The organism is Ensifer adhaerens (assembly GCF_028993555.1).
GTDB classification, from domain to species: domain Bacteria; phylum Pseudomonadota; class Alphaproteobacteria; order Rhizobiales; family Rhizobiaceae; genus Ensifer; species Ensifer adhaerens_I.
This window is the reverse complement of record NZ_CP118610.1, coordinates 645,521-669,265: the sequence shown is the minus strand read 5'-3', so window position 1 is coordinate 669,265 and position 23,745 is coordinate 645,521. Positions and strand designations below refer to the sequence as shown.

Here is a 23,745-nt window from a genome sequence, read left to right as displayed (position 1 = left end):
ATATGCTGACGGGATGAGCGAGGATCTCGACCGCAATTTTGCACGGGTCGTCAAGCTGGCGGAAATTGCCGGCCTGCCGGAGGTTACCATCGGGACCTCCTACGGCACGCCGGCATTGCTGGTGAAAGACAAGGGCTTCGTGCGCATGAAGGACCGCGACACGCTTGTCGTCATGTGTGCGCTCGAAGAAAAGGAGATGCTGCTGGAACTCGACCCGCAGCTCTACTTCGAGACGGATCACTACAAGGGCTGGCCGGCGATGCTGGTTCGGCTTTCGGTGATCGACGATAAGAGCCTGACCGGGCGACTGGTCGCCGCCTGGCGCCAGAAAGCGCCGAAGCGGCTTGCCGCGAAACTCGCCGGCTGAGCGCTTTCAGCCCCGATCGCCGACCGTGTAGATCAGGCAGACCTTGCCGTTATCGACGCTCTTCACTTGATCGAGTTGCACGTAGTGGCGCTCGGCGATGGTATCGAACAGCGCCTTGCCCTTACCCACCACCAGGGGATGGATGGTGAGACGCAACTCGTCGATCAGGCCGCGGTCCATCAGGCTCGACACCGTGCGAGCGCCACCGATGACATATATGGTCCGGCCCGGCTCGCGTTTTAGCCGGTCGACCTCTTCGGCATCGCGAACAATGGTGGCGTTGGCCCATTGCACCTCGGAGCGATTTTTCGAGAGAACATAATGCGGCGTGCCAAGGGCAAAGTCCGCATATTCGATCTCCTCCTGCGTCGGCACCTTGCCGGTAAACTCCAGCGGCGCATGCGGATCGCGTTTGATCGCGCTCCAATATTGCTCATAGCCCGAATACATGCCGCTCCCGAGAACGCACGCATCGATGTCAGGCAAAAGGTCGAAAGTGTCCGACCAGGAATCGACCCAGTCCGTATAACCATCCGGTCCGTCGATCATCCCGTCGATGGACATTTGCATGCCGGCAACCACCTTGCGCATCGTCGTTGTCTCCCTGTTGGCGTTACGCAACAAGGACGTGCGCGCAACGACCGAACCGACATAGGCGGCAAAAATCTCCCGCCGACAGCTGGCGGCATCCGATGAGCGGCCTTCCATTTCACAGCCCACGCCTATACCGGTGGAAGCTGCCGGCCACACAGGTGCACTTCCATGATCGTTCGCGACCGCCCCAGCCTTCTGAAACTGTTCTTCATCCTCAGGGGATCGGTCATCCAGCGGATCTTTCCGCAGGTGCTGTTCGTCTTCGGTCTTTCCGCCTTCGTCGTCTGGGCGCATCGCGCCGATCCTGGCATCGTTCCAAGCGTCAACAGCGGCCCTTTCGCCCTGCTCGGCATCGCGCTCTCCGTGTTCCTCGGCTTTCGAAACAACGCCTGCTACGACCGCTGGTGGGAGGCGCGCAAGGACTGGGGCCAACTGATCTTCACATCGCGCGATCTCGCCCGGCAGACATTGGTCCTGGGCGAGGCAAAAGCATCGGAGAACGAGACGCGGCAACGGCTCCTCAACATCGCCATCGCCTTTGCTCACGCTCTGGTTGGCCACCTGCGACCGGGCACCCATGCCGGCAGAGCGCTCGCAAGACTGCCCGAAGATCTTGCTCCCGGCTACAAGGCAAGCCGCAACGCGCCGGATTATCTACTGCGCGAGATGGGCCGCGACCTCGCCGGCCTGCGCGGCTCAGGCGCGATCAGCGACTTCCAGTGGGCCCAGCTAGACGGTACGGTCGGCAGGATGTCGGCGATGCTTGCCGCCTGCGAGCGCATCCGCAACACGCCTGTGCCCTTCGGCTATACGCTGCTCCTGCACCGCACCGCCTATCTCTTCTGCTTCCTGTTGCCCTTCGGCTTTGCCGATGCGCTCGGCTGGGCGACGCCGTTCGTCACGGCGCTGGTCGCCTACACCTTCTTCGGCCTCGATGCGCTCGGGGACGAGCTGGAGGAGCCGTTCGGCGTGTTGCCGAACGACCTGCCGATCATGGCGCTTGCCGAAATCATCGAGATCAACCTGCGCGAGGCGCTCGGCGAGACGGACCTGCCGCCCCTGCCGCAGCCTAAGGACTACATCCTGATGTAGCCCGAATGGTCACGCGGCTCAGGCCTTCAGCGCGGCCAAGACCCGGCCAACGGCCGGACGCGCGGTCATGCGATTGCGGTGGTCCAGGATTTTCGGGAAACGCGCGGGATCCACACCGTCGGATTCGAGCCAGCCGGCGATGGTGAAAAGGTAGGGATCGGCGATCGAGTAGGTCTCGCCCATGACGAAGGGACCTTCAAACACCTTGTTCTCGATCAGCTCGAAGCAGGCCGCCATGTTGGACGCAACCTTGGCCTTCATTGCCTCGTGCGCCGCCGGATCATCGGCCCAGCGCGCGCCGCGACGTCCATGGGCATGGGCGACATGCACCGTCGAGCACAGATAGTTCATGAATGACTGCAACTGCGCAAAGGCGAAGGCATCGCCGCTTGGTGCAAGGTTCGCCGCCGGATGCGTCTCGGCGACATAGGTCAGAATTGCCGGTGTTTCCGTGATGACGCCGCGGTCGGTGACGAGCGCCGGCACGCGGCCCTTCGGGTTGATTACCAGATAATCCGGCTTGGTCTGCTCGGCAGTCGAGAAATCGACGCGGCGCGCCTCGTAGTCGGCGCCAGCCTCTTCCAGCGCGATATGCGAGGCCAATGAACAAGTGCCCGGGGCATAGAATAGTTTCAACACTTCAATTCTCCTCTGCGGTCATGCGGATTGGATGGCGTGGTGTCGACAGGCCCCGCCCATCAAATCCGGCGACGGATGCGAAATGGACTCGATGAACCGGGCGCTTGCTATTTCAACTCCAGACCAAACCAAAGATCGGCGGCAGAAGAAAGGATGTCACCCCGATTGACAAGCCCGAACGGATTTCAATAAAACCGATGTGTTACGTTATAACATTATTCGGAGTTACTCATGAAGACGCTCTTTTCGACCCTCATCGCCGCAGGCCTGTTTGCCGCCACCGCCACACCCGCCTTCTCCCATGGCGCGTGGATCGGCGAGCGCTGGGGAACACTTGCGGTTGTCTACGGCCACGGCCCCGCGGACGAAGCCTATGATCCGGCCAAGGTGAAATCGGTGTCGGCGATCAGCGAGGACGGCAAGGCGCTGCCGGTGACGATCGTGCCGGCCGATAATCACGCCTCCCTGAAGCTCGATGGCGAACCGGTGGTCATCGCGCTGGAGTTCGATAACGGCTTCTGGAGCGAGGGTGCCGACGGCAAATGGGTGAACAAGCCCAAGAACGAGGTGCCCGGCGCCAAACAGGCGAGCCACTCGGTCAAATACAGCATCGCGCTGGTGCACGCTGGCGCTCTGCCGGCCTTTCCTGAACAGCCGCTGCAGATCGTCCCGCTCGACAACCCTATCGGCCTGAAGCCGGGTGAGAAGTTTCGCATCCGCCTGCTCCTCGACGGCAAGCCGCTCGAAGGCAAGGAAATCACCCTCGACTATGCCGGATTGCCCGAACTTGTCTCCGAAAAGACGAACACGAATGGCGAAGCCGAAGTGACGCTGCGCAATGCCGGCGTCAACATTCTCGCCGTCAGCCACGCGGTCCCGCTCGAAGGTAATGTCGCCGCCGACAAGAAAGGTTTGACCGCCACGCTGACCTTCGTCGCCGAGCCGCACGTTCACGAGTAGGCCGCCCGCCTCCCCTCATTTCCGCACGAACGTGATCATCGCGTTGATCCTGAGGTCGGGGTGAGGTTTAGAGACATGGCCCGGCAGGAATTCCTGCCGGGCCGTTTTCAGATCAGGCGACCAGCGCCTCGCCGCAACCGGGCACATCTTCCAGGCGATAGTAGACGGGAATGCCGCGTTCGCGGGCAATGCGCACATCGTTGTCGGCACCCTTGCTGTCGCCGGGCAGGCGCAGCACCGCGTCGCACAACGCCAGCAAGCGGCCGGCGACGGGATGGAAGATCTCCTCATAGAGGTCGTCGCCGATCCGCTCTCCACCCGCCGCATTCCACACCGGCAGCGCCACCCATTCGCCGATCATCGGCACGTGCCCGGCCCGAAACAGCGCATAGGACGGCTCCTCCAGCCGCTTCAGGTTGGCGGCCATCTTGGCCGGATCGTCTCCCGTTCCCGAGCGATAGGGACCCGCGATCAAAATCAACATGACTTTCTCCACCTTTTTGCACGAAATATCCAGATTATTCTGGAATATTCATGATAATTCGTGCACTATCGTGAAGAGTCAAGGAGTCATTCATGCTGACCACACAGAGACGGGCTTTGATTTCGGCACGGCTTGCGCGCGATGGCGAGATCGTCGCCAAGCGCATGGCGGACGAACTGGACCTTTCGGAAGACACGATCCGGCGCGATCTGCGCGAGATGGCGGCGGAAGGCTTGCTGAAGCGCGTACATGGCGGAGCGCTACCGTTGGTCCCGCCGCTACCGAACTTTGCGGCACGGCAAGAAATCGCCGGCGACGTCAAAGCTCGGCTTGGGCGAAAGGCCGCGACGATGATCGAAGCTGGACAGACGATCTTCCTCGACGGCGGCACGAGCAACGCCGAAATCGCGCGGGCACTGCCACGGGAGATGCGACTGACCGTTGTCACCCACAGCCCGACAATTGCCGCCGAGCTTGAACGCCACGAAGCCGAAGTGATCCTGATCGGTGGCCGCCTTTACAAACATTCGATGGTTGCGACAGGAGCCGCCGCCCTTGCCGCCATCGCTAGCATCCGTGTCGACCTGTTCTTCCTCGGCGTGACCGCCATTCATCCCGTTCACGGCGTCTCGACGGGCGACTTTGAAGAGGCGGCGGTCAAGCGCGCCATTCTGCAGCAGGCGGCCGACACCTATGTGCTTGCGACGACGGAGAAATTCGGCGCGGTCTCGCCGCACCGTGTGGCCGTAATCTCCGACCTGGCCGGTTTCATCCTACCTGCGGAAATCGAGGACGAGATGCTCGCGGCCTATCAAGACGCGGACATAGCGATTATCGCCGCCTGATGTCGTGGACCGACGGCCCGACGGCTCCATTGGCAAACGGGGGCCGAGGCCTTCGACCGCCGCACCTCAGGCGGCGAAAGCTTCCGTCACCCTGACGTCGCCGACATGGATGCCGTTCCAGTTGTGCATCGCATGGTTGGCCTGCGCCATCAGCGCTGCGTGCAGTTCCGGTTCATCGCGGAAGAAGCGGGCAAGCGTTGCAGCCACCATTGCTTCGGCCGCTCGCGTCGTGCCGTCCTCGCATTTCAGCGCGATCGCGATACCCTTTTCCGGAATGGCGGCGCAGAACACCCCTTCGGCACCGGTCTTGGCGAAGATACGGCCAGGCGCGGTTTTCATCAGCCGGGTGCAGGCGCGCTTGGTACCGGCCACGTAGAAGGGCTCGGCCATGCAGGCCTCGATCAGTCGCTTCGAGGCGCGCGCGCGCTCCGGTTCGAGCCCCGTGCCGGTCGCCATCTTCGCAAAGCCGTGCGCCAAACCCTTGATCGGCACCGCATAGGTCGGGATCGAACAGCCGTCGACGCCGCAATTGTCCGCGGCCAGGATCGCACCCGTCAGGCTTTCCATCGTGCCACGGATTTCCCGCTGCAGCGGATGCTCGTAGCCGACGTAACCCTTTACCTCGGTGCCCGAATGACAGCAGGCGCAGATGAAGCCGGAATGCTTGCCGGAGCAATTGTTGTGAAGCGCCGTCGGGGCGTCGAGGCTGCGGGCCTGGCCGATCAGCGTCTTCTGGTCCGACGACCAGTGGGCGCCGCATTCGAGCGCCGAGACGTCGAGGCCCGCCGCTGCGAGCATCTTTGCTGCGAGTTCCACGTGCTCCGGTTCGCCGGAATGGGAGGAACAGGCAAGTGCCAGTTCCCTGCTGCCGAAGCCATAGGCATCGGCAGCGCCGCTCTCCATCAAAGGCAATCCTTGCATCGCCTTGCAGGCCGAGCGCGGGAAGACGGCGGCATCGGTATCGCCGAGCGAGAAGACGGTGCGGCCGTCACCATCGACGGCGATGACAATGCCGCGATGACGACTTTCGACGAGGTTTCCGCGGGTGACTTCGACGAGAACGGGATTCGACATGCCTTGCCCTCAAATTTCCGAAATTGCTCCGTGCATTTAGCAGGAATCTATCGACAGGAAACGGAGTTTTCATGAAATTCGTCCGCAGGCTCGCCGCCGCCTTTCTGGTCATCTACCTTTTGCCGGCGCTGGCTTCGGCCGGATGGTGGTACATGCAAGACCGACCGCAGAGCTGGCGCAATGCGGACTGGTCCTCGGCAGACATCCTGCCCAAAGCGACAGACAGTGCCGATGCGGCGATTTATGTCTTCTCTGCAACGACCGGCGGCATGAAGGGCGCTGTCGCCAGCCACGCCTGGATTGTCACCAAGGAACAGGGAGCGCCCTCGTACAACCGCTACGACAAGGTCGGCTGGGGCAAGCCGATCCGCCAGAATGCCTATCCGGCGGATGCCCGCTGGTATTCGAATGAGCCGCAGTTGGTCGTTTCGGTGACCGGCACTGAGGCCGGCCGACTGATCCCGAAAATCGAAGCCGCCATCGCCGGTTACCCCTATGCGTCGCCCGGCGGCTACCGGATCTGGCCGGGACCGAACTCCAACACCTTCGTCGCGCATGTGTTGCGCTCCGTACCGGAACTGGGTGCCGTTCTGCCGCCGGACGCCGTCGGCCGGGATTATCTGCCGGAAGGCAAGCTGTTCCAGATCGATGCCGATGGCCGCGATCTGCACGCGACGCTCTATGGCGTGGCGGGCATATCGGCCGGGGTTCGCAGCGGTTTGGAAGTGCACTTCTTCGGACTTGTTGCCGGTTTTGATTTCGCGAGGCCGGGCATCAAGATCCCGGCACTCGGGCGCTTTGGGGTGTAGACGGGCGCGCAACCGAGACGGTCCCGACAACGCAGGTTGAAGCGCAGGTTGCGACGTTGCATGTTCCAGCGTCGAACAAAGAGGGTGCGCCGATGCATGAAATCCCCATCAGAAGTTTCGCCGTTTCGGTCGTCGTGCTGCGTTCCAACGGCAGCGGTTTTGACGTTCTCCTTCTCCGCCGCAATGGAACACTTGCAGGAACCTGGTGCCAGGTCGCCGGTGCGATAGAGGCGAATGAGACGGCCTGGCAGGCGGGCCTGCGCGAGGCGCATGAGGAAACGGGCTTGCGCCTCGAGCGCTTCTATTCCGCCGACATCTGTGAACAGTTCTACGAAGCCGACCGCAACTCGATCAGTCTGCTTCCGGTGTTCGTCGGCTACGCGCCTCCGGACGCATCCGTCCAGCTGAATGCCGAGCACAGCGAATTCCGCTGGGTGGGTTTCGACGAGGCTCTGCGCATGGTTCCGTTTGCGGGGCAACGGAAGGTCCTGAGGCACATTCGGGACGAATTCGCCGACAACACGCCAAATCCCTGGCTGCTGATCCAGGAAGCCGCGCCTGCAGGCGCCGCCGGCTAGGCCAAGCCTCGCACAGCGAGCAAGGCGCCGGAAATGGAAAAGGGCCGCCCGAGGCGACCCTTCCATGAGTTCTGGCCAAGTGGATGGCCCGGGCTTTGGACCCGAAGGAAGGCGGGATCAGGCCGAGGGCTGCCTCGACGTGTTCACCTCTCCCATGCCTTTCACCAAGACCGAAATCTCATTAGACATTGGACCACCTTCCTTTCTGTTCGTTTCAGATAGCGACAAGGTAGGTGATCTCCCGGCAATTGCAAGACCGACTAAAGTTTAGTGGAAAGATCGCATCGCCTGACGATCCGCAGCACCGCATCGCACGACGGCCCCTTCGGATCACATGGACATGATGATCTCGGATCACATGGACATGATGATCTTGCCGATATGATCGCCGGTCTCCATCTCGCGATGCCCATCGGCAACCTTGGCGAAGGGCAGCACGGAGTGGATCACAGGCGTTATCCTGCCCGCTTCGAGCAGCGGCCAGACCTTTGCTGTCAGCCCATCTCGGATCGCCTGTTTTTCGGCCGCCGTGCGCGGGCGAAGGGCCGAACCCATGACGTGCAGGCGCTTGGTCAGGATCGGCGCGATGTTCGCCGCCTCGACCTTGGCGCCGCCGAGGAAGGCGATGATCGACAGGCGGCCGTCCTTGGCGAGCGAGGCGATGTTGCGATCGAAGTAGCGGCCGCCGACCATATCGAGGATGACGTCGACGCCGCGTCCGTCCGTCTCTTCGACAACGACCGTCTTGAAGTCCTCTTCGCGATAGTTGATCGCACGCTTGGCACCCAACGCCTCGCAGGCCGCGCATTTCTCCGCGCTGCCGGCGGTAACGAAAACCTCGGCACCGAAGGCCTTGGCAAGCTGGATTGCAGTCGTGCCGATGCCGCTGGAGCCGCCATGGATGAGGATGGTTTCGCCCGCCTTGAGGCCCGCCATGTCGAAGACATTGGCCCAGACGGTGAAGAAGGTTTCGGGCAGCGCCGCCGCCTTCACCGCGTCATAGCCCTTCGGCCACGGGAGGGCCTGGGTTGCCGGCACCGCCGTATATTCCGCATAACCGCCGCCATTGGCGAGCGCGCAGACCTTGTCGCCGATCCGAAAGCCGGTGGCGCCTTCACCGAGAGCAACCACTTCACCGGCCACTTCGAGGCCGAGGATCGGGCTTGCGCCCGGCGGCGGCGGGTAGTCACCCTTGCGCTGCAGGACATCCGGACGGTTGATACCGGCGGCTTCGACCCGAACGAGAACGTCGCCCGGCTTGAGTGCAGGCAGCGGTCCTTTCTTCACGACCATGTTTTCCGGTCCACCTGGAGCCGGGAGATCGACAAAGTTCATTTCTGACGGAAGGGACATGGCACACCTCATGCTGCTGATGCGTCATCATCTAGCGCTAGCGGCGCGGCGCGAAAAGGGTGGCTGCGGAATTGGCCGATCAGAGTTCGGCCGCCAGGAAGGATAGGATCTCGTCAGCCACCAGGGCCGGGCTTTCCCAATGCGGGTTGTGGCCATGGCCGGCCAAGGTGATCGAGCGCGCCGGACCTATGGTATCGACCAGCAGCAGACGATGCCCGGCATCGAAGAGTGGGTCCTCGCTCCCGCCAATCGCCAGAACCGGCAAACGCAACTGCCGCGCGCTGGCGCAAAGATCGATCGCGGCAAGGCCATCGAGAATGGCGAGCCACGTCTGCGTTGGTATCTGGCTGGCCTCCTTGCGCATGTGAGCAAGGAAGGCAAGGTCAACCGGCCGGCTGCAGGCGTGCCAGACATCGAAGAACGGGTGATCCTGATCTAGCGGATCCTTCAGTGCGCGGATCGCCCGTGCCGTCGGATTTCCTGCGCCAAGACCGGGCTGCAGACTGCCGGATATAAGAACGAGAGCCCGGATCACGTCCGGGCGCAAGGCGGCAAGCGCGATGGCCGTCATCGCCCCCATGGAATGACCGATAACGACGACATCTTTCAGCGCCTTTCGATCAGCGAGACAAGCGAGGTCCCGGGCGAAATCGGCAACGCTTGCCCCCTGCCCTGCCTGCGACCCGCCATGGCCGGCAAGATCGGGAATGATCAGTCGATGGTGAGCGAGATGGGGTGCGATCAGCGAGAAGGATCGGCTGCTGTCGGAATAGCCGTGCAGCAGCAACAGCACCGGCCCCTCGCCGCGATCGATATAGGCGAATCGGCGCCCGCCGGGTAGTTCAAGCCACCGCTTCAGCGACGTCCACTCGTGCTGCTCGATGATCACAGTCCGAGCGCCGCCTTGACCGCAGCCAGCCCCGGCTGTCCGTCGAAGGTCGTCACGCCGGCAAGCCAGGCGTCGAGCCGCTGCGGCTCCTGTTTGATCGCCTTTTCACCAGCCTCCTCCGGAGCAAGCCCATCGTTCATCAAATAGCCCATGCCTCGGTTCTCGAAGTCGATGTCGAAGGTCAGATTGTCGAGCAGCCTGGCGACGTTCGGGCATTCCTGCAGGTAGCCCTTGCGCACCTGGGTCGACACGGTCGCCGCGCCGAAGTCGGGTCCATAGAACTTGTCGCCGCCGGTGAGGTACTTGATCGACAGCGCCGTGTTCATCGGGTGCGGCGCCCAGCCCTGGAAGACGATGAAGCCCTTGTCGCGCACCCGGCGGGTGACCTCCGCCAGCATGCCCTGTTCGCTCGATTCCACCACCTCCCAACCATCGAGCCCGAGGCTCTGGTCCTTGATGGCGTCCAGCATCAACTGGTTTGAGCCGGGCTCGATGCCATACATCTTCCTTTCGAACTTGTCGGCGAAGGTCTTCAGATCGGCGAAATCCTTGACCCCTGCGTCCCAGACATAGTCGGGCACGGCGAAAGTGTACTTCGCCTCCTTCAGGTTGGTGCGAACGGTCTCGACCGACCCATCTTCCTTGTAGGGCTTGTAGTAGGAGACCATTGCCGGGTCCCAATAACCGAGGAAGACGTCGAGATCACCAGTCCGCAGGCTGGTGTAGATGACGTCGATCCCGAGCAGTTTGCTCTCCGGCTCGTAACCCAGCGCCTTCAGCACCGTCAGCCCGACACCCGTGGTGAAGGCCAGATCGTTCCATCCGGGCTCCGCGAGCCGAACCTGCCGACAGGATTGCGCATCACCGGCGAAGGCCGGCGCGCTCACGGCGATCAGGGCAACGGTGGACATCCATAGTCTCAGGCTTGGCATCGCATCCTCCAAACTTATCCTTGTGGACTAAAAATTGACCCATGGGTCAACAATTGATCTTTGCGGAAAGATTGTCAATGTGGGAATCGTTTGGAGGCGGCGGATGCGACTGACGAAGATAAGCGAGATCAGGCGGCGCGAATTGCGCCGGGCGGCCTTCGAGGTACTGCAGAAAGAGGGCATGGCCGGCGCGACGCTGGAGAAGGTGGCAACCCATGCCGGCGCCTCCAAGGGCATCGTGCTGCACTACTTCGCCAACAAGCAGGAGCTTTTCGAACACGCGATGCGCGAGGCGAACGCCGCGCTGAAGGAAGCGGTTGTCGCACGACTGAACCGCGCCCGCACGCCGCGCGAACGGCTGGAGGCGATCATCGAGGCGAACTTCGAGGAGCGCTTCTTCCAGCCTTCGGTCTGCCACGCCTGGCTTTCCCTTTGTGCCGAAGTTCCGCGCGAGCCGCAGCTTGCCCGCATCCAGAAGGTGATCCACGCGCGCATGCGCTCGAACCTTCTGTCCGCACTCGTGGATCTGTTGCCTGCGGAAGACTGCGAGGCTGTCGCACTTGGCATCACCTCGCTGATCGACGGCCTGTGGCTCCGGCTCGGATTGCAATCGGAAGGGCTGACCCGCGACATGGCGCTTTCACAGATGCGCGACTACCTCGCCTACCGCTTGCCTGAAGCCTAGGCGATCCCGCAGGCGGAACATCAGCCGCCGAGCGCGTCCATGACGAGACCGGTATCACTCGCCTTGGCGCGCGACTTGATTTCGGCGATGCGGGCGCTCACGGCCTGAGCGTCGGAAAAGACGAAACCTTCCGGTAGACCGAGGACGGCGATCGAGCAGCGCATCAGCCGGAACTCCTTCGGCGCGCCGTCGCGGCCATGACCGCTGATGCGACCTTCGGCCTGATGTTCTGACGAATAGAGCTGGCGCACATCGGAGCGAAAATCGTCGAGCAGACGGTTCAGCACCGTCTCCAATTCTTCGACCGAACAGCCGCTGATGCCGACGAAGAAATCGTCCCCGCCGACATGGCCGAGGAATTTCTCCTCGCCGATGAAGTGCCGACGCAGGAGCGCGGCAAACAACGTAATCGCGAGGTCGCCTTTCTGGAACCCGTAGGTGTCGTTGAAGGGTTTGAAGTCGTCGAAGTCGCAATAGCAGAAATAGCGCGCATTATCGCCGTCGAGGATCGCGTCCTGGACGTAGTCGCGGATGGCGCGATTGCCGGGCAGCCCCGTCAGCGGGTTCTGCTCCTGCGCCATCTTCAACTGCTTCTCGTTGATGATCTTCAGCAGCGACGAGGCCGAGAGCGTGCCGGCGTAGCGCATGTTTTCCGTCAGGATCAGGCAATCGCTGCCGTCCATCCCGGCGAAGATCTTCAGCATCTCGTCGGCCGGCGTGTCGAGATCGGCGATCGGTGCGGGGCTTACGAAATGCGAGATCCGCCGTTGGTAGATCCGGTTCTTGAGGAGGTCGCGGCCGAAGGGGTGATAGATCAGTTCCTTGACGTGATATTCATGCAGGATGCCGCGCGGTTCGCCATTGGCGTTCAAGACGGGGAAGAAGCCCTGACGCGGGTTACGCCGGAAGAGATCGAAGACGGAATCGAGCTCGTCGCTTTCGCGCACCGTCGGCAGTTGCTCGATCTGCTTGCGGATCAGGATGCCGTCGAGCGAGGACGAGGACCGCCTGCCGTTGACGCTCTGATCAAGATGCGGATAGGCGGGCAGAAGCTCGCTCAGATGCGTCGTCGGCCGGGCGACATAATAGCCTTGCACGAGGTCGCAGCCGAGATCGCGACAGGTGAGAAACTCCGCTTCCGTCTCGACGCCTTCGGCAATCACGCGTGTGCCGAGCACATGCGCGGTGTTGACCGTGTGGCGAACCAGATGGCGCTTGCGGGCATCCGCCTCGATGCCGGAAATGAAGTGTCTGTCGATCTTCACATAGTCGACCGGCTGGTCGCAAAGCAGCTTCAAACCGTTGAAGCCGGCGCCGAAATCATCGATCGCCAGCTTGAAGCCAGCAAGCCTAAGCTCGCGCACGAGCGCGGAAAAGTCCGGCATCTTGCCGCTGTCGAAACGCTCGGAGAGCTCGAAGCAGAGCGATGACGGGGCAATGTTGGCGCGCTTGAGATGGTTGACGAGGCGCTCGACGATATCGCCCTCGCCGCCGACGAGACGCGAGTCGAAATTGAGGAAGAGGGTGCGGGCAGAATGATCGGGCAGCGTCGCGAAGCCCGCAACGGCGCGGCTGTTGATCATGTGCTCCAGCGCCAGCAATTGCCCGGCTTCTTCGGCCTTGTCCAGCAGTTCCAGCGGCGAGGCGAAGCCCAGCTTCTGGAAGCCGCGCATCAAGGATTCGTAGCCGAAGACAGTACCGGTCGCCGCTTCGGCGATCGGCTGGAAGGCGCTCTCGATCACCAGCTTGGCAAGGGTGACGATCTGGTCGTCGCCGAACCGGCGCAACGAGAGGATTTCGGCGGGGGCGGCGGACATGCCGGGCTCCAGAGACAGGGGAACGGACGATCAGACGGCGGCAGCATGGCCGCCAACCGTCAACGAAGTCTTTCCCCACTATGAAGCTTTGATGAAAGCTATGTGACAGTCGCCACTGCGCGTCTCAAATGAAAAGCCTCTAATGAAATCAGTTGTTTCATGAGCAGATGCTGTGACGGACAACAGGGCCGGAAGCGGCACTTTCGCACCGCCGGACGCCGAGCTCGCAACTCACGGATCGCAGGCGGATCACCCCTTCGCCAACACCCCGAAGGCGATCAGCGACAGGCCCTGCATCACCAGGTCGACGGCGAGGAACAGGCCGAGGATCCAGAGACTGTTGACCGGCCAGCCGGCAGCGATGATGAGGCCGGCTGCGAGCGTGACCAGACCGCCGAGTGCCACCCATCCCCAGCCCTGCACGGGCCTGAGCTTGAGACCGACCCAGATGCGGAAGCAGCCGGCGACGATCAAGGCGACCGCCATCACGAAGGTCAGGAAGGACGAGGCAAGCAAGGGATTGATGAATGCAAAGAGGCCGGCGATCGTATAGCAGGCGCCGCTCAAGCCCCAATAGAGCACGCTGTCCCAGCCCTTGACCTGGAAGGCGTGGGCGAGATTGAACAGCCCGCCGACCAGCATGATGATCCCGACATAGTAGACGGAAGCGACGGTGGCCATCAGCAGATTGCCGAAGGCAAGACCACCGCACATGATCAACAGCACGCCGAGTGCCACGAACCATCCCCATTTGCCGGCAATCGCTGTCTTGTCGGCCTGATCGAATGCATGGGTCATTTCAACCTCCAGTCCTTCGGAACGCAGGATCGCTACCGGGAGGATTGAGCCGGATTTCTTCGAAAAAGGGAAGCAAAAACACTGAAGATTTTTATTGATTGATGAGTCAATCAAAAATAAACTGACCGCCGTCAAGGGAGAGACGGATGCCGAAGGTCGGAATGGAGCCGGTGCGCCGCAAGGCGCTGGTGGACGCAGCACTTCGCGTGATCGGCGACCAGGGCACACTGACCGTCACCATGTCCGAGATCGCCCGCCACGCCGGCGTGTCCCCTGCCCTTGCTCACCATTATTTTGGCAGCAAGGAACAATTGCTGATCGAAACGATCAGAAGCCTTCTACGGCAGTTGCGCGACGACACGGTGACGGCGCTTGGCGCCGTTTCAGGCCCGCGCGAAAGGCTGAGCGCCCTCATCCGCGTCTCCTTCCAGGCAAGCCAGTTCGCTCCCGACACCATCGCGGCATGGCTCGCCTTCTATTCGGAGGCGCAGCGGTCCGAGGAGGTGCGACGGTTGCTCGTCGTCTATGCCCGGCGCCTGCGTTCCAACCTCATGGCGAGCCTCAAGGCGCTTTGTGCCGACGATGACGCGGAACGCATCGCCGAAGGCGCTGCTGCGATGATCGACGGGCTTTATATCCGCCAGAGTCTGCGCTCCGCGCCGATCAGCATCGAAGCCTCGATCGCGCTTACCGAAGACTATGTCACCTCGCACATCGATCGGCTCAAATACCAGGGAACGGCCGCATGACCGCAAGACCGAACATCCTGATCATCATGGTCGACCAGTTGAATGGAAAATTCTTTCCGGACGGGCCGGCCGCGTTCCTGCATGCGCCGAACCTGAAATCGCTTGCCGCCCGTTCGGCCCGCTTCCGCAACAACTACACCTCATCGCCGCTCTGCGCCCCTGCCCGCGCCTCGTTCATGGCCGGACAATTGCCAAGCCGCACCCGCGTCTACGACAACGCCGCCGAATACCAGTCCTCAATCCCGACCTATGCGCATCACCTGCGCCGTGCCGGATACTACACGGCGCTCTCAGGCAAGATGCATTTCGTTGGACCCGACCAGTTGCATGGTTTCGAGGAGCGCCTGACGACCGACATCTATCCCGCCGATTTCGGCTGGACGCCGGATTATCGCAAGCCCGGAGAGCGCATCGATTGGTGGTACCACAATCTCGGCTCGGTCACCGGTGCCGGGGTCGCCGAAATCACCAATCAGATGGAGTATGACGACGAGGTCGCCTTCCTCGCCAACCAGAAACTCTACCAGCTTTCGCGCGAAAACGACGACGCGGACCGCCGCCCCTGGTGCCTGACCGTCTCCTTCACCCACCCGCACGACCCCTATGTGGCGCGCAAGAAGTTCTGGGATCTCTATGAGGATTGCGAGCACCTCTTGCCCGAGATCGGCATGCTGCCGGACGATCAGCAGGACCCGCACTCCAAGCGCATCATGCATTCCTGCGACTACGGCAATTTCGAGCTGACGCAAGACAATGTCCGCCGCTCGCGCCGGGCCTATTTCGCCAACATCTCCTATCTCGACGAGAAGGTCGGCGAGCTCGTGGACACGCTGACCCGCACGCGCATGCTCGACAACACGCTGATCCTTTTCTGCTCGGATCACGGCGACATGCTCGGCGAGCGCGGCCTGTGGTTCAAGATGAACTTCTTCGAGGGGTCCGCCCGTGTGCCGCTGATGGTCGCCGGTCCCGGCGTCGCGCCTGGCCTCCACCTTGCCCCGACCTCCAATCTCGACGTGACGCCGACGCTTACCGACCTCGCCGGCATTTCCATGGACGAAGTGAAGTGCTGGACCGATGGCATCAGCCTCGTGCCCATGATCAACGGCGAGGAGCGCTCGGAGCCGGTGCTGATGGAATATGCCGCTGAAGCCTCCTACGCGCCGCTCGTCGCCATCCGCGAAGGCAAGTGGAAGTACATCCACTGCGCGCTCGATCCCGATCAGCTCTACGATCTCGAGGCAGACCCGCTGGAACTGAACAACCTTGCTGCCAATCCGGAAACGCCGGTGCAGGCAGCGACACTGCAGGCCTTCCGCGACATGTGCACTGCCCATTGGGACATGGAGGCTTTCGATGCGGCCGTGCGCGAAAGCCAGGCGCGGCGCTGGGTGGTCTACGAGGCGCTGAGAAACGGCGCCTATTACCCCTGGGACCATCAGCCGCTGCAGAAAGCATCCGAGCGCTACATGCGCAACCATATGAACCTCGACAATCTCGAGGAATCCAAACGCTACCCGCGGGGAGAATGACATGAAAGCCCAACCACAAGCCTCGCACTTCATCGACGGCGAATATGTCGAGGACATCGCCGGCACCGTTTTCGAGAGCATCTATCCGGCGACCGGCGAAGTGATCGCGCGGCTGCATGTGGCAACGCCCGCCATCGTCGAAAAGGCGATTGCCGCGGCCAAACGCGCCCAGCCGGAATGGGCGGCGATGAGCCCGACGGCGCGCGGCCGCATCCTCAAGCGCGCTGCCGAGATCATGCGCGAGCGCAACCGCGAACTTTCCGAGCTCGAAACGCTCGACACCGGCAAGCCGATCCAGGAGACGATCGTCGCCGACCCGACCTCGGGCGCCGACAGCTTCGAGTTCTTCGGCGGCGTCATCGCCACCGCGCTCAACGGCGACTACATCCCGCTTGGCGGCGACTTCGCCTATACCAAGCGCGTGCCGCTCGGCGTCTGTGTCGGCATCGGCGCCTGGAACTATCCGCAGCAGATCGCCTGCTGGAAGGGCGCGCCGGCACTTGCCGCCGGCAACGCCATGGTCTTCAAGCCTTCGGAAAACACGCCGCTCGGCGCGCTGAAGATCGCCGAAATCCTCGTTGAGGCCGGCCTGCCGAAAGGCCTCTACAACGTCATCCAGGGCGACCGCACCACCGGGCCGCTGCTCGTCAACCACCCTGATGTCGCCAAGGTGTCGCTGACCGGCTCGGTACCGACGGGCAAGAAGGTGGCGGGTGCGGCCGCCGCCGAACTCAAGCACGTGACCATGGAACTCGGCGGCAAGTCGCCGCTGATCGTCTTTGACGATGCCGATCTCGAAAGCGCCATCGGCGGTGCCATGCTCGGCAATTTCTACTCGACCGGCCAGGTCTGCTCCAACGGCACCCGCGTCTTCGTGCAGAAGGGGATCAAGGAACAGTTCCTGACACGGCTGAAAGCCCGCACAGAAGCCATCGTTATCGGCGACCCGATGGATGAGGCGACGCAGCTCGGACCGATGGTCTCGATGCCGCAGCGCGACAAGGTCTTCTCCTACATCGAGAAGGGTAAGGCTGAGGGCGCGCGGCTCGTGACCGGCGGCGGCATCCCAAATGCCGTCAACGCCGAAGGCACTTACATCCAGCCGACGGTCTTTGCCGACGTCACCGACGACATGACGATCGCCCGCGAGGAGATCTTCGGTCCTGTGATGTGCGTGCTCGACTTCGACGACGAGGCCGAGGTGATCGCGCGCGCCAACGCCACCGAATTCGGCCTTTCGGCCGGCGTCTTTACCGCCGACATCACCCGCGCGCACCGCGTCGTCGACCAGCTCGAAGCCGGTACGCTCTGGATCAACACTTACAACCTCTGCCCTGTGGAAATCCCGTTCGGTGGCTCGAAGCAGTCCGGTTTCGGCCGCGAGAATTCGGTGGCCGCGCTCAACCACTACAGCGAGCTGAAGACCGTCTATGTCGGAATGGGACCGGTACAGGCGCCGTATTGAGATTGAGGCTGCCGTTCGTAGAGACACGGCGGTTTGCCACCCCCTCATCCTCGGGCGAGCGTAGCGAGTTCCGGGGATCCAGCAGCGCCACGTCGGTGGCGCACAAGAGTCTTCAAGCGACAGACGTCGCTTGGCTGGATTCCTGTGACAAGCACCGGAACGTGGGGGATAGCGCCAGATAGGTCGAACGAGAGACGCTAGAAGAAAGACCACGCTTATGCAGGCAGATTACATCATCATCGGCTCCGGCTCGGCCGGTTCGGCGCTCGCCTATCGCCTCTCGGAGGACGGCAAGAACACCGTCATGGTGCTCGAGTATGGCGGGACGGATGCCGGCCCCTTCATCCAGATGCCGGCAGCGCTTGCCTGGCCGATGAGCATGAAGCGCTACAACTGGGGCTATCTTTCCGAGCCCGAGCCGAACCTCAACAACCGGCGCATCACCGCGCCACGCGGCAAGGTCATTGGCGGCTCCTCCTCGATCAACGGCCTCGTCTATGTGCGCGGGCATGCGGAGGACTTCAATCGCTGGGAGGAGCTTGGTGCACGCGGCTGGGCCTATTCCGACGTGCTTCCCTATTTCAAGCGCATGGAAAATTCGCAGGGCGGCGAAGCCGGATGGCGCGGCACCGATGGTCCGCTGCACGTCAAGCGTGGCCCGGTTCACAATCCGCTGTTCCACGCTTTCATCGAGGCGGGAAAGCAGGCTGGCTTCGAAGCCACCAACGACTACAACGGCTCAAAGCAGGAAGGCTTCGGCCTGATGGAGCAGACCGTCTGGCAGGGCCGGCGCTGGTCGGCGGCCAACGCCTATCTGAAGCCGGCGATGAAGCGTCAGAACGTCTCGCTGGTGCGCTGCTTCGCCCGCCGGATCATCATCGAAAACGGCCGGGCGACCGGCGTCGAGATCGAGCGCGGCGGCAAGATCGAGATCGTCAAGGCGAACCGCGAAGTGGTCGTCTCGGCGTCGTCGTTCAATTCGCCGAAGCTGCTGATGCTCTCCGGCATTGGCCCGGGCGGGCACCTGAAGGACATGGGGATCGAGGTTAAGGTCGATCGGCCGGGTGTCGGGCAGAACCTCCAGGACCATATGGAGTTCTATTTCCAGCAGGTCTCGACCAAGCCGGTGTCGCTCTATTCCTGGCTGCCCTGGTTCTGGCAGGGTGTTGCCGGCGCGCAATGGCTGTTCTTCAAGAAGGGCCTCGGCATCTCCAACCAGTTCGAGGCCTGCGCCTTCCTGCGCTCGGCTGCCGGCGTCAAGCAGCCTGATATCCAGTATCACTTCCTGCCGGTGGCGATCAGCTATGACGGCAAGGCGGCCGCCAATACGCACGGCTTCCAGGTGCATGTCGGCTACAATCTTTCCAAGTCGCGCGGCAACGTCACGCTGCGCTCTTCCGACCCGATGGCCGACCCGGTCATCCGCTTCAACTATATGAGCCATCCGGAAGACTGGGAGAAATTCCGCCATTGCGTACGCCTCACGCGCGAGATCTTCAGCCAGAAGGCCTTCGACCACTATCGCGGCCCGGAGATCCAGCCGGGCGAAAAAGTGCAGTCGGACGAAGAGATCGACGCCTTCCTGCGCGAACACCTGGAGAGCGCCTATCACCCCTGTGGCACCTGCAAGATGGGCGCCAAGGACGATCCGATGGCGGTCGTCGATCCGGAAACCCGCGTCATCGGCGTCGATGGGTTGCGTGTCGCCGACAGCTCGATCTTCCCGCACGTGACCTACGGCAACCTCAACAGCCCCTCGATCATGACCGGTGAAAAGGCGGCCGACCACATTCTCGGCAAGCAGTCGCTGGCGCGCTCCAACCAGGAGCCGTGGATCAATCCGCGCTGGCAAGTCAGCGACCGGTAAGCCTAAGCGACGAAGCCGATCCAGCGGCCGGCGAGCAACGCGCCAAGCCATAGGATCAACGACGCCAAGGCCTGGATCCGCAGGCGTAGCAACGTTGCTCCACTAGCGACGGCCTGTGACCAGGCCGTGCTCACGCGTACCGACAGAGCGTTGAGAACACCGAGCGCCAGAAGCGCGAGCTTGGTCAGGAAAGCAGGATTGCCGAGATAGGCCGCAGGCCTGACGCTAAATAGGCAAAGGCCAGTGACAATGGCCAGCGCGAGGCCGACGGCCGCGGCCCGCGACAGGTATGGTCCGACCACCGCAATCGGTGCGTTGCCGACGAGACCCAGCAGCCTCAGATCAAGCGGCACGATCGCGCCGATCAGCAGCCCGATCGCCAGGATATGGGCCGCGTTGATCAGAAGATAAAGGAGCGCCGAACGCCGGAGCGCTACGCCGACCGGCAAGCTTGCGATCCATTCGACGAACTCTGATCCGCTCATCCACCGGCTCGGATGCGTTCCGGATAGATGTCATAGACCTTGCCGGCAACGGTGATGCGCACGGCCTTCATGCGTTTTTCGTTCGGGTCGAGCGAGCGGTTGCCGAGAACGATGACGGCGTCGCCAACTTTGGCCGTGCCGTCGACAAATCCCGAGCGCTCGGTCTGGCGCGGATTGCCGAGTTCGACATGCCACATCCCGTCCGCTGCAGTCTCGACCTCGAGCGTCGGGTGCGGCGGCGCCATAGAGATCTCTCGAATCGTACCCTTGAGCTCGATCTGGTCGGCCTCCGCCCAGGACCAGCCGTGGTGGGCAGAGGCACCGGTGGCCAGGAGTGCGACGGCAATCGCTGCCGCAAGGCCGCGGCGTGAAATGGCTGTCAACATCTGCCTATTCCTTCGCCTTTTCTGGAGACGCCGCAGCTTGCACCCGAAGAGCCTTTTGCGGAAGGACACTGTCTTCAACACTTCTTGAGCACCGCCGCTCGGCTGCCGCCTGTGGTTGCGAAGACCACTGGTTGCGCTAATATTGTTCAACAGCTTAAAATTTAGCCATTCTTAATCTCCGGTTGTTATGTCTAGATGAGACGGAGTGAACGCTGGGCGAACGTGCCATGACGGCAGTTTCGCCGCGAGATATCGCGTGCTCCATCCCATCATCGTCATCACTCCCCTGCCAAGGCGAGCTCGCTTCCCGATGTCCTTGCGGCCCTGTCCGCGGTCACCGGCCGAGGATGATTTGCCTTGCGGGCAACCGCGGAGCGTTACCCATGACAATCAAGGCACGCCTGCTCGTGTGCTTGTCCCTGCTCGCCGTCGCCATGCTGGTCATGATCATCACGGCCTTCAATGCGATGACATCAATCTCCAAGCGCACCGAATCGATCGTCGCGGACCGTTTGCTGCCCGTCGATCATCTCAAAACGGTCTCCGACATGTATGCGGTCGAGATCGTCGACACGACCCACAAGGTTCGAAGCGGCGCGCTCGGCTGGGCGGCAGGCAGCCAAGCGATCAATACTGCCCTTGCCACCATCGACACGCGCTGGCGCACCTATGAGGCGACCCGACTCACGCCTGAGGAAAAGAAGCTCACGGAGATCTTCGACAAGGCGCGCGTGGCAAGCGACACCTCGATCCGTAAGCTTGTTGAAATCATGGAACGCGAGGACAAGACGGAACTCGAGCGTTTCGTCGATACCAGGCTCTACGCCTCCGTCGACCCTCTCGCGGCACCGATCAGCGAACTGATCAAGCTGCAGCTTTCCGAAGCCAACGGCGAACTCGAAGCTGCCAAAGCCGAGAGGGACAAGCTGACGCTCTGGCAAACGGTCATAGCCGGCTTCGCCCTGATGATCCTGGCAGCGACTGTGTGGTTTGTCATCGCAGGTCTCCTCACACCACTGACGAGGCTGCGCGAGGCCATGCGCCAGCTCGCCATCGGCAATCTCAAGGCCGAGATCTTCGGAGAGAAACGCCGGGACGAAATCGGCCAGATGGCCGGCGCCGTTGCCGTCTTCCGCGACAACGCGCTGGAACGCCAGCGGCTCGAGCAGGAAGCGGAGGCGGGTCGAACGCTCTCCGAACGCGAACGCGAGCAGCGTGAGGCGCAGAAGGCCAAGGAAGCTGCCGAGATCCAGACGGCCGTCAGCGCCCTCGGCTCCGGTCTCGACCGGCTGGCGGAAGGCGACCTCACCTTCAGAATTGATACGCCGCTTGTCGAACGGCTCGACGCCCTCCGCACAAACTTCAATAGCTCCGTCGCCAATCTCGAAGATGCGCTACGCTCCGTCGGCGAGAACGCCCGCAGCATCAACGCCGGAGCCGGCGAGATCCGCTCTGCCGCCGGTGACCTCTCCAGGCGCACGGAACAGCAGGCAGCTTCGGTCGAGGAAACGGCCGCGGCACTTGATCAAATCGCAACCACGGTGGCGGACGCCAGCCGGAGGGCGGAAGAGGCTGGCACGTTGGTAACGCGCGCCCGTGGTGCTGCCGAGAAATCCGGCGAGATCGTCGGGAAGGCCGTCACCGCCATGAGCGGCATCGAAGCTTCTTCACGGGAGATCTCCAGCATCATCGGCGTGATCGACGACATTGCCTTCCAGACGAACCTTCTGGCGCTCAATGCCGGCGTCGAGGCAGCGCGGGCCGGTGAAGCGGGCAAGGGCTTTGCCGTCGTCGCCCAGGAGGTGCGTGAGCTCGCGCAGCGCTCGGCACAGGCCGCCAAGGAGATCAAGGTGCTGATCGCCACCTCAGGGCAGCAGGTGAAATCCGGCGTCACCCTGGTGCGAGAAACCGGTACGGCGCTCGAAAACATCATCACCGAGGTCAAGGAGATCAGCAGCCATGTGACCGCGATCGTCGAAAGCGCCCGCGAACAGGCCGCCGGCATCCAGCAGATCAACACCGCGGTGAATGCAATCGACCAGGGAACACAGCAGAACGCGGCGATGGTCGAACAATCGACCGCCGCGAGCCACAGCCTCGCCCGCGAGGCTGGCGCGCTCAACGATCTGCTGATGCGCTTCAAGACCGGCAACGGTTCTTCGGCGGCACCCCGCCTCGTGGCAAGCACGGCCCGGGAAACTGCTGCCGCCTCGCCCGCACGCGCCTTGAGCCGCAAGCTCGCCACCGCCTATCGCAGTGCTCCCCAGCCACAGGAGGACGGCTGGGCGGAGTTTTGACGATCAACGCAGAAAGGGCGCGGACCGTCTGGAGCGTGCCCTTTCCCGTCTTTTCCTGCTAAACGGAGTCTACAGGCGCGATTAAAGTATAAAATCTAGTAATTTACTAGTCTATATTCGGTTTTTCGCTGCCTTTCGTTCTGAGAGGCAGATTTGCTCCAAACAAACAGCATTAGAAACCGCTATTTCTGTCCATTGTCGCCTTGCACTGCGATATTCCGACCCAGTTGGAACAGGACGCAGACATGACAACGTCATCCCTCGAAGCCACTGCCAAGACACTGAACGAGACGCTGGAGGGTCTGGACCTTGCCGGACGACTGGCGTATGTGGCAAGCCTTGCAGGGCCCGCGGTCTTTACGACCTCACTCGGCATCGAAGACCAGGTGATCACCGCGGTCATCGGCCAGAACAAGCTTTCCGTCGATGTCGCGACGCTTGAAACCGGGCGGCTCTTCAACGAAACCGTTGCCCTCATAGACAAGACCGAAGAGGCATACGGCATCCTGATCAAGAGATACTATCCGCAACAGGCCGACATCGACGCGTATGCGGCGCGCTACGGTCTCAACGGTTTCTATGAGAGCGTCGAAGCCCGGCATGCCTGTTGTGACGTGCGCAAGCTGAAGCCGCTTGCGCGCGCACTCGAAGGGGCAACCTTCTGGGTCACCGGTCTGCGCCGCGGCCAGTCCGGCAACCGTGCATCGACACCCTTCGCCGAGGCGGATCTCGAGCGCGGCCTCATCAAGATCAACCCGCTTGCGGACTGGGACATCGAGACCATCCGCGCTTACGTCGCCGCCCATGCCGTTCCGGTCAACCCGCTGCATGCCCGCGGTTACCCGTCGATCGGCTGCGAGCCCTGCACCCGTGCCATCAAGCCCGGCGAGCCGGAGCGTGCCGGCCGCTGGTGGTGGGAGAACGACGAGAAGCGCGAATGTGGTCTGCACGTTCCGGAGACCGCCGCGAGTTCCATCATCCCGAATTCGAGCAGCGCCGCCTGAGGGCTGGCGCACTCTTCTGAAGACAAATCCTCCCGGAGACTGAA

At 62.4% G+C, this 23,745-nt stretch carries 24 protein-coding genes; 13 read left to right on the top strand and 11 right to left on the bottom strand.

The annotated features are described in order from the left end of the window. Positions 1–13: 13 nt before the first annotated feature. The gene (locus tag PWG15_RS03130) at positions 14–367 is read left to right on the top strand and encodes an MmcQ/YjbR family DNA-binding protein (RefSeq protein ID WP_275023051.1); all 354 of its coding nucleotides are present in this window, start codon (positions 14–16) and stop codon (positions 365–367) included. A 6-nt stretch (positions 368–373) separates the two neighbouring features. On the opposite strand, the gene PWG15_RS03125 is transcribed toward PWG15_RS03130, so the two are convergent. Then, complete coding sequence (locus PWG15_RS03125) at positions 374–1,255, bottom strand: dihydrofolate reductase family protein (RefSeq protein WP_275023050.1); 882 nt, start codon at positions 1,253–1,255, stop codon at positions 374–376. Between PWG15_RS03125 and PWG15_RS03120 the strand changes: the two genes are divergently transcribed. Continuing rightward, complete coding sequence (locus PWG15_RS03120; protein ID WP_275024344.1) at positions 1,157–2,053, top strand: bestrophin family protein; 897 nt, start codon at positions 1,157–1,159, stop codon at positions 2,051–2,053. The genes PWG15_RS03125 and PWG15_RS03120 overlap by 99 nt on opposite strands. An 18-nt stretch (positions 2,054–2,071) precedes the next feature. On the opposite strand, the gene PWG15_RS03115 is transcribed toward PWG15_RS03120, so the two are convergent. Next, entirely contained in the window at positions 2,072–2,692 is a 621-nt protein-coding gene (locus tag PWG15_RS03115; RefSeq protein WP_275023048.1) for a glutathione S-transferase family protein, read from the bottom strand. A gap of 231 nt (positions 2,693–2,923) precedes the next feature. Between PWG15_RS03115 and PWG15_RS03110 the strand changes: the two genes are divergently transcribed. Further along, on the top strand, positions 2,924–3,652 hold the full coding sequence (locus PWG15_RS03110) for a DUF4198 domain-containing protein (protein WP_275023047.1): 729 nt from the start codon (positions 2,924–2,926) through the stop codon (positions 3,650–3,652). A 112-nt stretch (positions 3,653–3,764) separates the two neighbouring features. On the opposite strand, the gene PWG15_RS03105 is transcribed toward PWG15_RS03110, so the two are convergent. Then, positions 3,765–4,136, bottom strand: a complete 372-nt coding sequence (locus PWG15_RS03105; protein WP_275023045.1) for a DUF4406 domain-containing protein — start codon at positions 4,134–4,136, stop codon at positions 3,765–3,767. 92 nt (positions 4,137–4,228) lie between these two features. Between PWG15_RS03105 and PWG15_RS03100 the strand changes: the two genes are divergently transcribed. Next, positions 4,229–4,981, top strand: a complete 753-nt coding sequence (locus tag PWG15_RS03100) for a DeoR/GlpR family DNA-binding transcription regulator (RefSeq protein ID WP_275023044.1) — start codon at positions 4,229–4,231, stop codon at positions 4,979–4,981. Between the two features lie 66 nt (positions 4,982–5,047). Here the strand turns inward: PWG15_RS03100 and PWG15_RS03095 are convergent, their stop codons facing one another. Further along, positions 5,048–6,055, bottom strand: coding sequence for an asparaginase (locus tag PWG15_RS03095; protein WP_275023043.1), 1,008 nt, complete (start codon positions 6,053–6,055; stop codon positions 5,048–5,050). A gap of 71 nt (positions 6,056–6,126) precedes the next feature. Here PWG15_RS03095 and PWG15_RS03090 point away from each other — a divergent pair, with 71 nt between their 5' ends. Together PWG15_RS03090 and PWG15_RS03085 are read left to right on the top strand one after the other, a co-directional pair. Next, positions 6,127–6,864 (top strand): DUF3750 domain-containing protein, encoded by a 738-nt coding sequence (locus PWG15_RS03090; RefSeq protein WP_275023042.1) that lies wholly within the window; start codon positions 6,127–6,129, stop codon positions 6,862–6,864. A gap of 92 nt (positions 6,865–6,956) precedes the next feature. Further along, positions 6,957–7,442: an NUDIX hydrolase gene (locus PWG15_RS03085; protein WP_275023041.1), complete on the top strand. Its 486-nt coding sequence runs from the start codon at positions 6,957–6,959 to the stop codon at positions 7,440–7,442. Positions 7,443–7,796: 354 nt separating this feature from the next. On the opposite strand, the gene PWG15_RS03080 is transcribed toward PWG15_RS03085, so the two are convergent. The 3 genes from PWG15_RS03080 to choX form a co-directional block, all read right to left on the bottom strand. Continuing rightward, entirely contained in the window at positions 7,797–8,795 is a 999-nt protein-coding gene (locus PWG15_RS03080) for an NAD(P)H-quinone oxidoreductase (protein ID WP_275023040.1), read from the bottom strand. Positions 8,796–8,874: 79 nt separating this feature from the next. Next, positions 8,875–9,684, bottom strand: a complete 810-nt coding sequence (locus PWG15_RS03075) for an alpha/beta fold hydrolase (RefSeq protein WP_275023039.1) — start codon at positions 9,682–9,684, stop codon at positions 8,875–8,877. Beyond that, positions 9,681–10,595, bottom strand: a complete 915-nt coding sequence (choX, locus tag PWG15_RS03070; RefSeq protein WP_275023038.1) for a choline ABC transporter substrate-binding protein — start codon at positions 10,593–10,595, stop codon at positions 9,681–9,683. The genes PWG15_RS03075 and choX overlap by 4 nt, the downstream gene beginning before the upstream one ends. A 124-nt stretch (positions 10,596–10,719) precedes the next feature. On the opposite strand from choX, the gene betI (PWG15_RS03065) reads away from it, so the two are divergent. Then, on the top strand, positions 10,720–11,301 hold the full coding sequence (gene betI / locus PWG15_RS03065; protein ID WP_275023037.1) for a choline-binding transcriptional repressor BetI: 582 nt from the start codon (positions 10,720–10,722) through the stop codon (positions 11,299–11,301). A gap of 20 nt (positions 11,302–11,321) precedes the next feature. On the opposite strand, the gene PWG15_RS03060 is transcribed toward betI (PWG15_RS03065), so the two are convergent. Together PWG15_RS03060 and PWG15_RS03055 are read right to left on the bottom strand one after the other, a co-directional pair. Then, complete coding sequence (locus PWG15_RS03060) at positions 11,322–13,118, bottom strand: GGDEF domain-containing protein (RefSeq protein WP_275023036.1); 1,797 nt, start codon at positions 13,116–13,118, stop codon at positions 11,322–11,324. 249 nt (positions 13,119–13,367) lie between these two features. Beyond that, positions 13,368–13,916: an HdeD family acid-resistance protein gene (locus PWG15_RS03055; protein ID WP_275023035.1), complete on the bottom strand. Its 549-nt coding sequence runs from the start codon at positions 13,914–13,916 to the stop codon at positions 13,368–13,370. A 146-nt stretch (positions 13,917–14,062) separates the two neighbouring features. Between PWG15_RS03055 and betI (PWG15_RS03050) the strand changes: the two genes are divergently transcribed. The 4 genes from betI (PWG15_RS03050) to betA all read left to right on the top strand — a co-directional run bounded on the left by betI (PWG15_RS03050) (position 14,063) and on the right by betA (position 19,529). Continuing rightward, positions 14,063–14,665 carry a transcriptional regulator BetI gene (gene betI, locus PWG15_RS03050; protein ID WP_275023034.1) on the top strand — a complete coding sequence of 201 codons (603 nt, stop codon included), beginning with the start codon at positions 14,063–14,065 and terminating at the stop codon, positions 14,663–14,665. Continuing rightward, positions 14,662–16,197 carry a choline-sulfatase gene (gene betC, locus PWG15_RS03045; protein WP_275023033.1) on the top strand — a complete coding sequence of 512 codons (1,536 nt, stop codon included), beginning with the start codon at positions 14,662–14,664 and terminating at the stop codon, positions 16,195–16,197. The genes betI (PWG15_RS03050) and betC overlap by 4 nt, the downstream gene beginning before the upstream one ends. 1 nt (position 16,198) lies before the next feature. Beyond that, the gene (gene betB / locus PWG15_RS03040) at positions 16,199–17,662 is read left to right on the top strand and encodes a betaine-aldehyde dehydrogenase (RefSeq protein ID WP_275023032.1); all 1,464 of its coding nucleotides are present in this window, start codon (positions 16,199–16,201) and stop codon (positions 17,660–17,662) included. Positions 17,663–17,879: 217 nt separating this feature from the next. Next, positions 17,880–19,529: a choline dehydrogenase gene (gene betA / locus PWG15_RS03035; protein WP_275023031.1), complete on the top strand. Its 1,650-nt coding sequence runs from the start codon at positions 17,880–17,882 to the stop codon at positions 19,527–19,529. A 2-nt stretch (positions 19,530–19,531) separates the two neighbouring features. On the opposite strand, the gene PWG15_RS03030 is transcribed toward betA, so the two are convergent. Further along, positions 19,532–20,014 carry a DUF6644 family protein gene (locus PWG15_RS03030; RefSeq protein WP_275023030.1) on the bottom strand — a complete coding sequence of 161 codons (483 nt, stop codon included), beginning with the start codon at positions 20,012–20,014 and terminating at the stop codon, positions 19,532–19,534. Continuing rightward, positions 20,011–20,400, bottom strand: coding sequence for a DUF6152 family protein (locus PWG15_RS03025; protein ID WP_275023028.1), 390 nt, complete (start codon positions 20,398–20,400; stop codon positions 20,011–20,013). The genes PWG15_RS03030 and PWG15_RS03025 overlap by 4 nt, the downstream gene beginning before the upstream one ends. 383 nt (positions 20,401–20,783) lie before the next feature. On the opposite strand from PWG15_RS03025, the gene PWG15_RS03020 reads away from it, so the two are divergent. Continuing rightward, positions 20,784–22,697: a HAMP domain-containing methyl-accepting chemotaxis protein gene (locus PWG15_RS03020; protein WP_275023027.1), complete on the top strand. Its 1,914-nt coding sequence runs from the start codon at positions 20,784–20,786 to the stop codon at positions 22,695–22,697. Positions 22,698–22,942: 245 nt separating this feature from the next. Continuing rightward, positions 22,943–23,701 carry a phosphoadenylyl-sulfate reductase gene (locus PWG15_RS03015; RefSeq protein ID WP_275023026.1) on the top strand — a complete coding sequence of 253 codons (759 nt, stop codon included), beginning with the start codon at positions 22,943–22,945 and terminating at the stop codon, positions 23,699–23,701. Positions 23,702–23,745: the final 44 nt, after the last annotated feature.

Coding starts and splice junctions, on each gene's coding strand:
- PWG15_RS03130 (WP_275023051.1), top strand. CDS start 14: ATGAGCGAGGATCTCGACCGCAATTTTGCACGGGTCGTCAAGCTGGCG.
- PWG15_RS03125 (WP_275023050.1), bottom strand. CDS start 1,255: ATGCGCCCAGACGACGAAGGCGGAAAGACCGAAGACGAACAGCACCTG.
- PWG15_RS03110 (WP_275023047.1), top strand. CDS start 2,924: ATGAAGACGCTCTTTTCGACCCTCATCGCCGCAGGCCTGTTTGCCGCC.
- PWG15_RS03105 (WP_275023045.1), bottom strand. CDS start 4,136: ATGTTGATTTTGATCGCGGGTCCCTATCGCTCGGGAACGGGAGACGAT.
- PWG15_RS03100 (WP_275023044.1), top strand. CDS start 4,229: ATGCTGACCACACAGAGACGGGCTTTGATTTCGGCACGGCTTGCGCGC.
- PWG15_RS03095 (WP_275023043.1), bottom strand. CDS start 6,055: ATGTCGAATCCCGTTCTCGTCGAAGTCACCCGCGGAAACCTCGTCGAA.
- PWG15_RS03090 (WP_275023042.1), top strand. CDS start 6,127: ATGAAATTCGTCCGCAGGCTCGCCGCCGCCTTTCTGGTCATCTACCTT.
- PWG15_RS03085 (WP_275023041.1), top strand. CDS start 6,957: ATGCATGAAATCCCCATCAGAAGTTTCGCCGTTTCGGTCGTCGTGCTG.
- PWG15_RS03080 (WP_275023040.1), bottom strand. CDS start 8,795: ATGTCCCTTCCGTCAGAAATGAACTTTGTCGATCTCCCGGCTCCAGGT.
- choX (WP_275023038.1), bottom strand. CDS start 10,595: ATGTCCACCGTTGCCCTGATCGCCGTGAGCGCGCCGGCCTTCGCCGGT.
- betI (WP_275023037.1), top strand. CDS start 10,720: ATGCGACTGACGAAGATAAGCGAGATCAGGCGGCGCGAATTGCGCCGG.
- PWG15_RS03060 (WP_275023036.1), bottom strand. CDS start 13,118: ATGTCCGCCGCCCCCGCCGAAATCCTCTCGTTGCGCCGGTTCGGCGAC.
- PWG15_RS03055 (WP_275023035.1), bottom strand. CDS start 13,916: ATGACCCATGCATTCGATCAGGCCGACAAGACAGCGATTGCCGGCAAA.
- betI (WP_275023034.1), top strand. CDS start 14,063: ATGCCGAAGGTCGGAATGGAGCCGGTGCGCCGCAAGGCGCTGGTGGAC.
- betC (WP_275023033.1), top strand. CDS start 14,662: ATGACCGCAAGACCGAACATCCTGATCATCATGGTCGACCAGTTGAAT.
- betB (WP_275023032.1), top strand. CDS start 16,199: ATGAAAGCCCAACCACAAGCCTCGCACTTCATCGACGGCGAATATGTC.
- betA (WP_275023031.1), top strand. CDS start 17,880: ATGCAGGCAGATTACATCATCATCGGCTCCGGCTCGGCCGGTTCGGCG.
- PWG15_RS03030 (WP_275023030.1), bottom strand. CDS start 20,014: ATGAGCGGATCAGAGTTCGTCGAATGGATCGCAAGCTTGCCGGTCGGC.
- PWG15_RS03025 (WP_275023028.1), bottom strand. CDS start 20,400: ATGTTGACAGCCATTTCACGCCGCGGCCTTGCGGCAGCGATTGCCGTC.
- PWG15_RS03020 (WP_275023027.1), top strand. CDS start 20,784: ATGACAATCAAGGCACGCCTGCTCGTGTGCTTGTCCCTGCTCGCCGTC.
- PWG15_RS03015 (WP_275023026.1), top strand. CDS start 22,943: ATGACAACGTCATCCCTCGAAGCCACTGCCAAGACACTGAACGAGACG.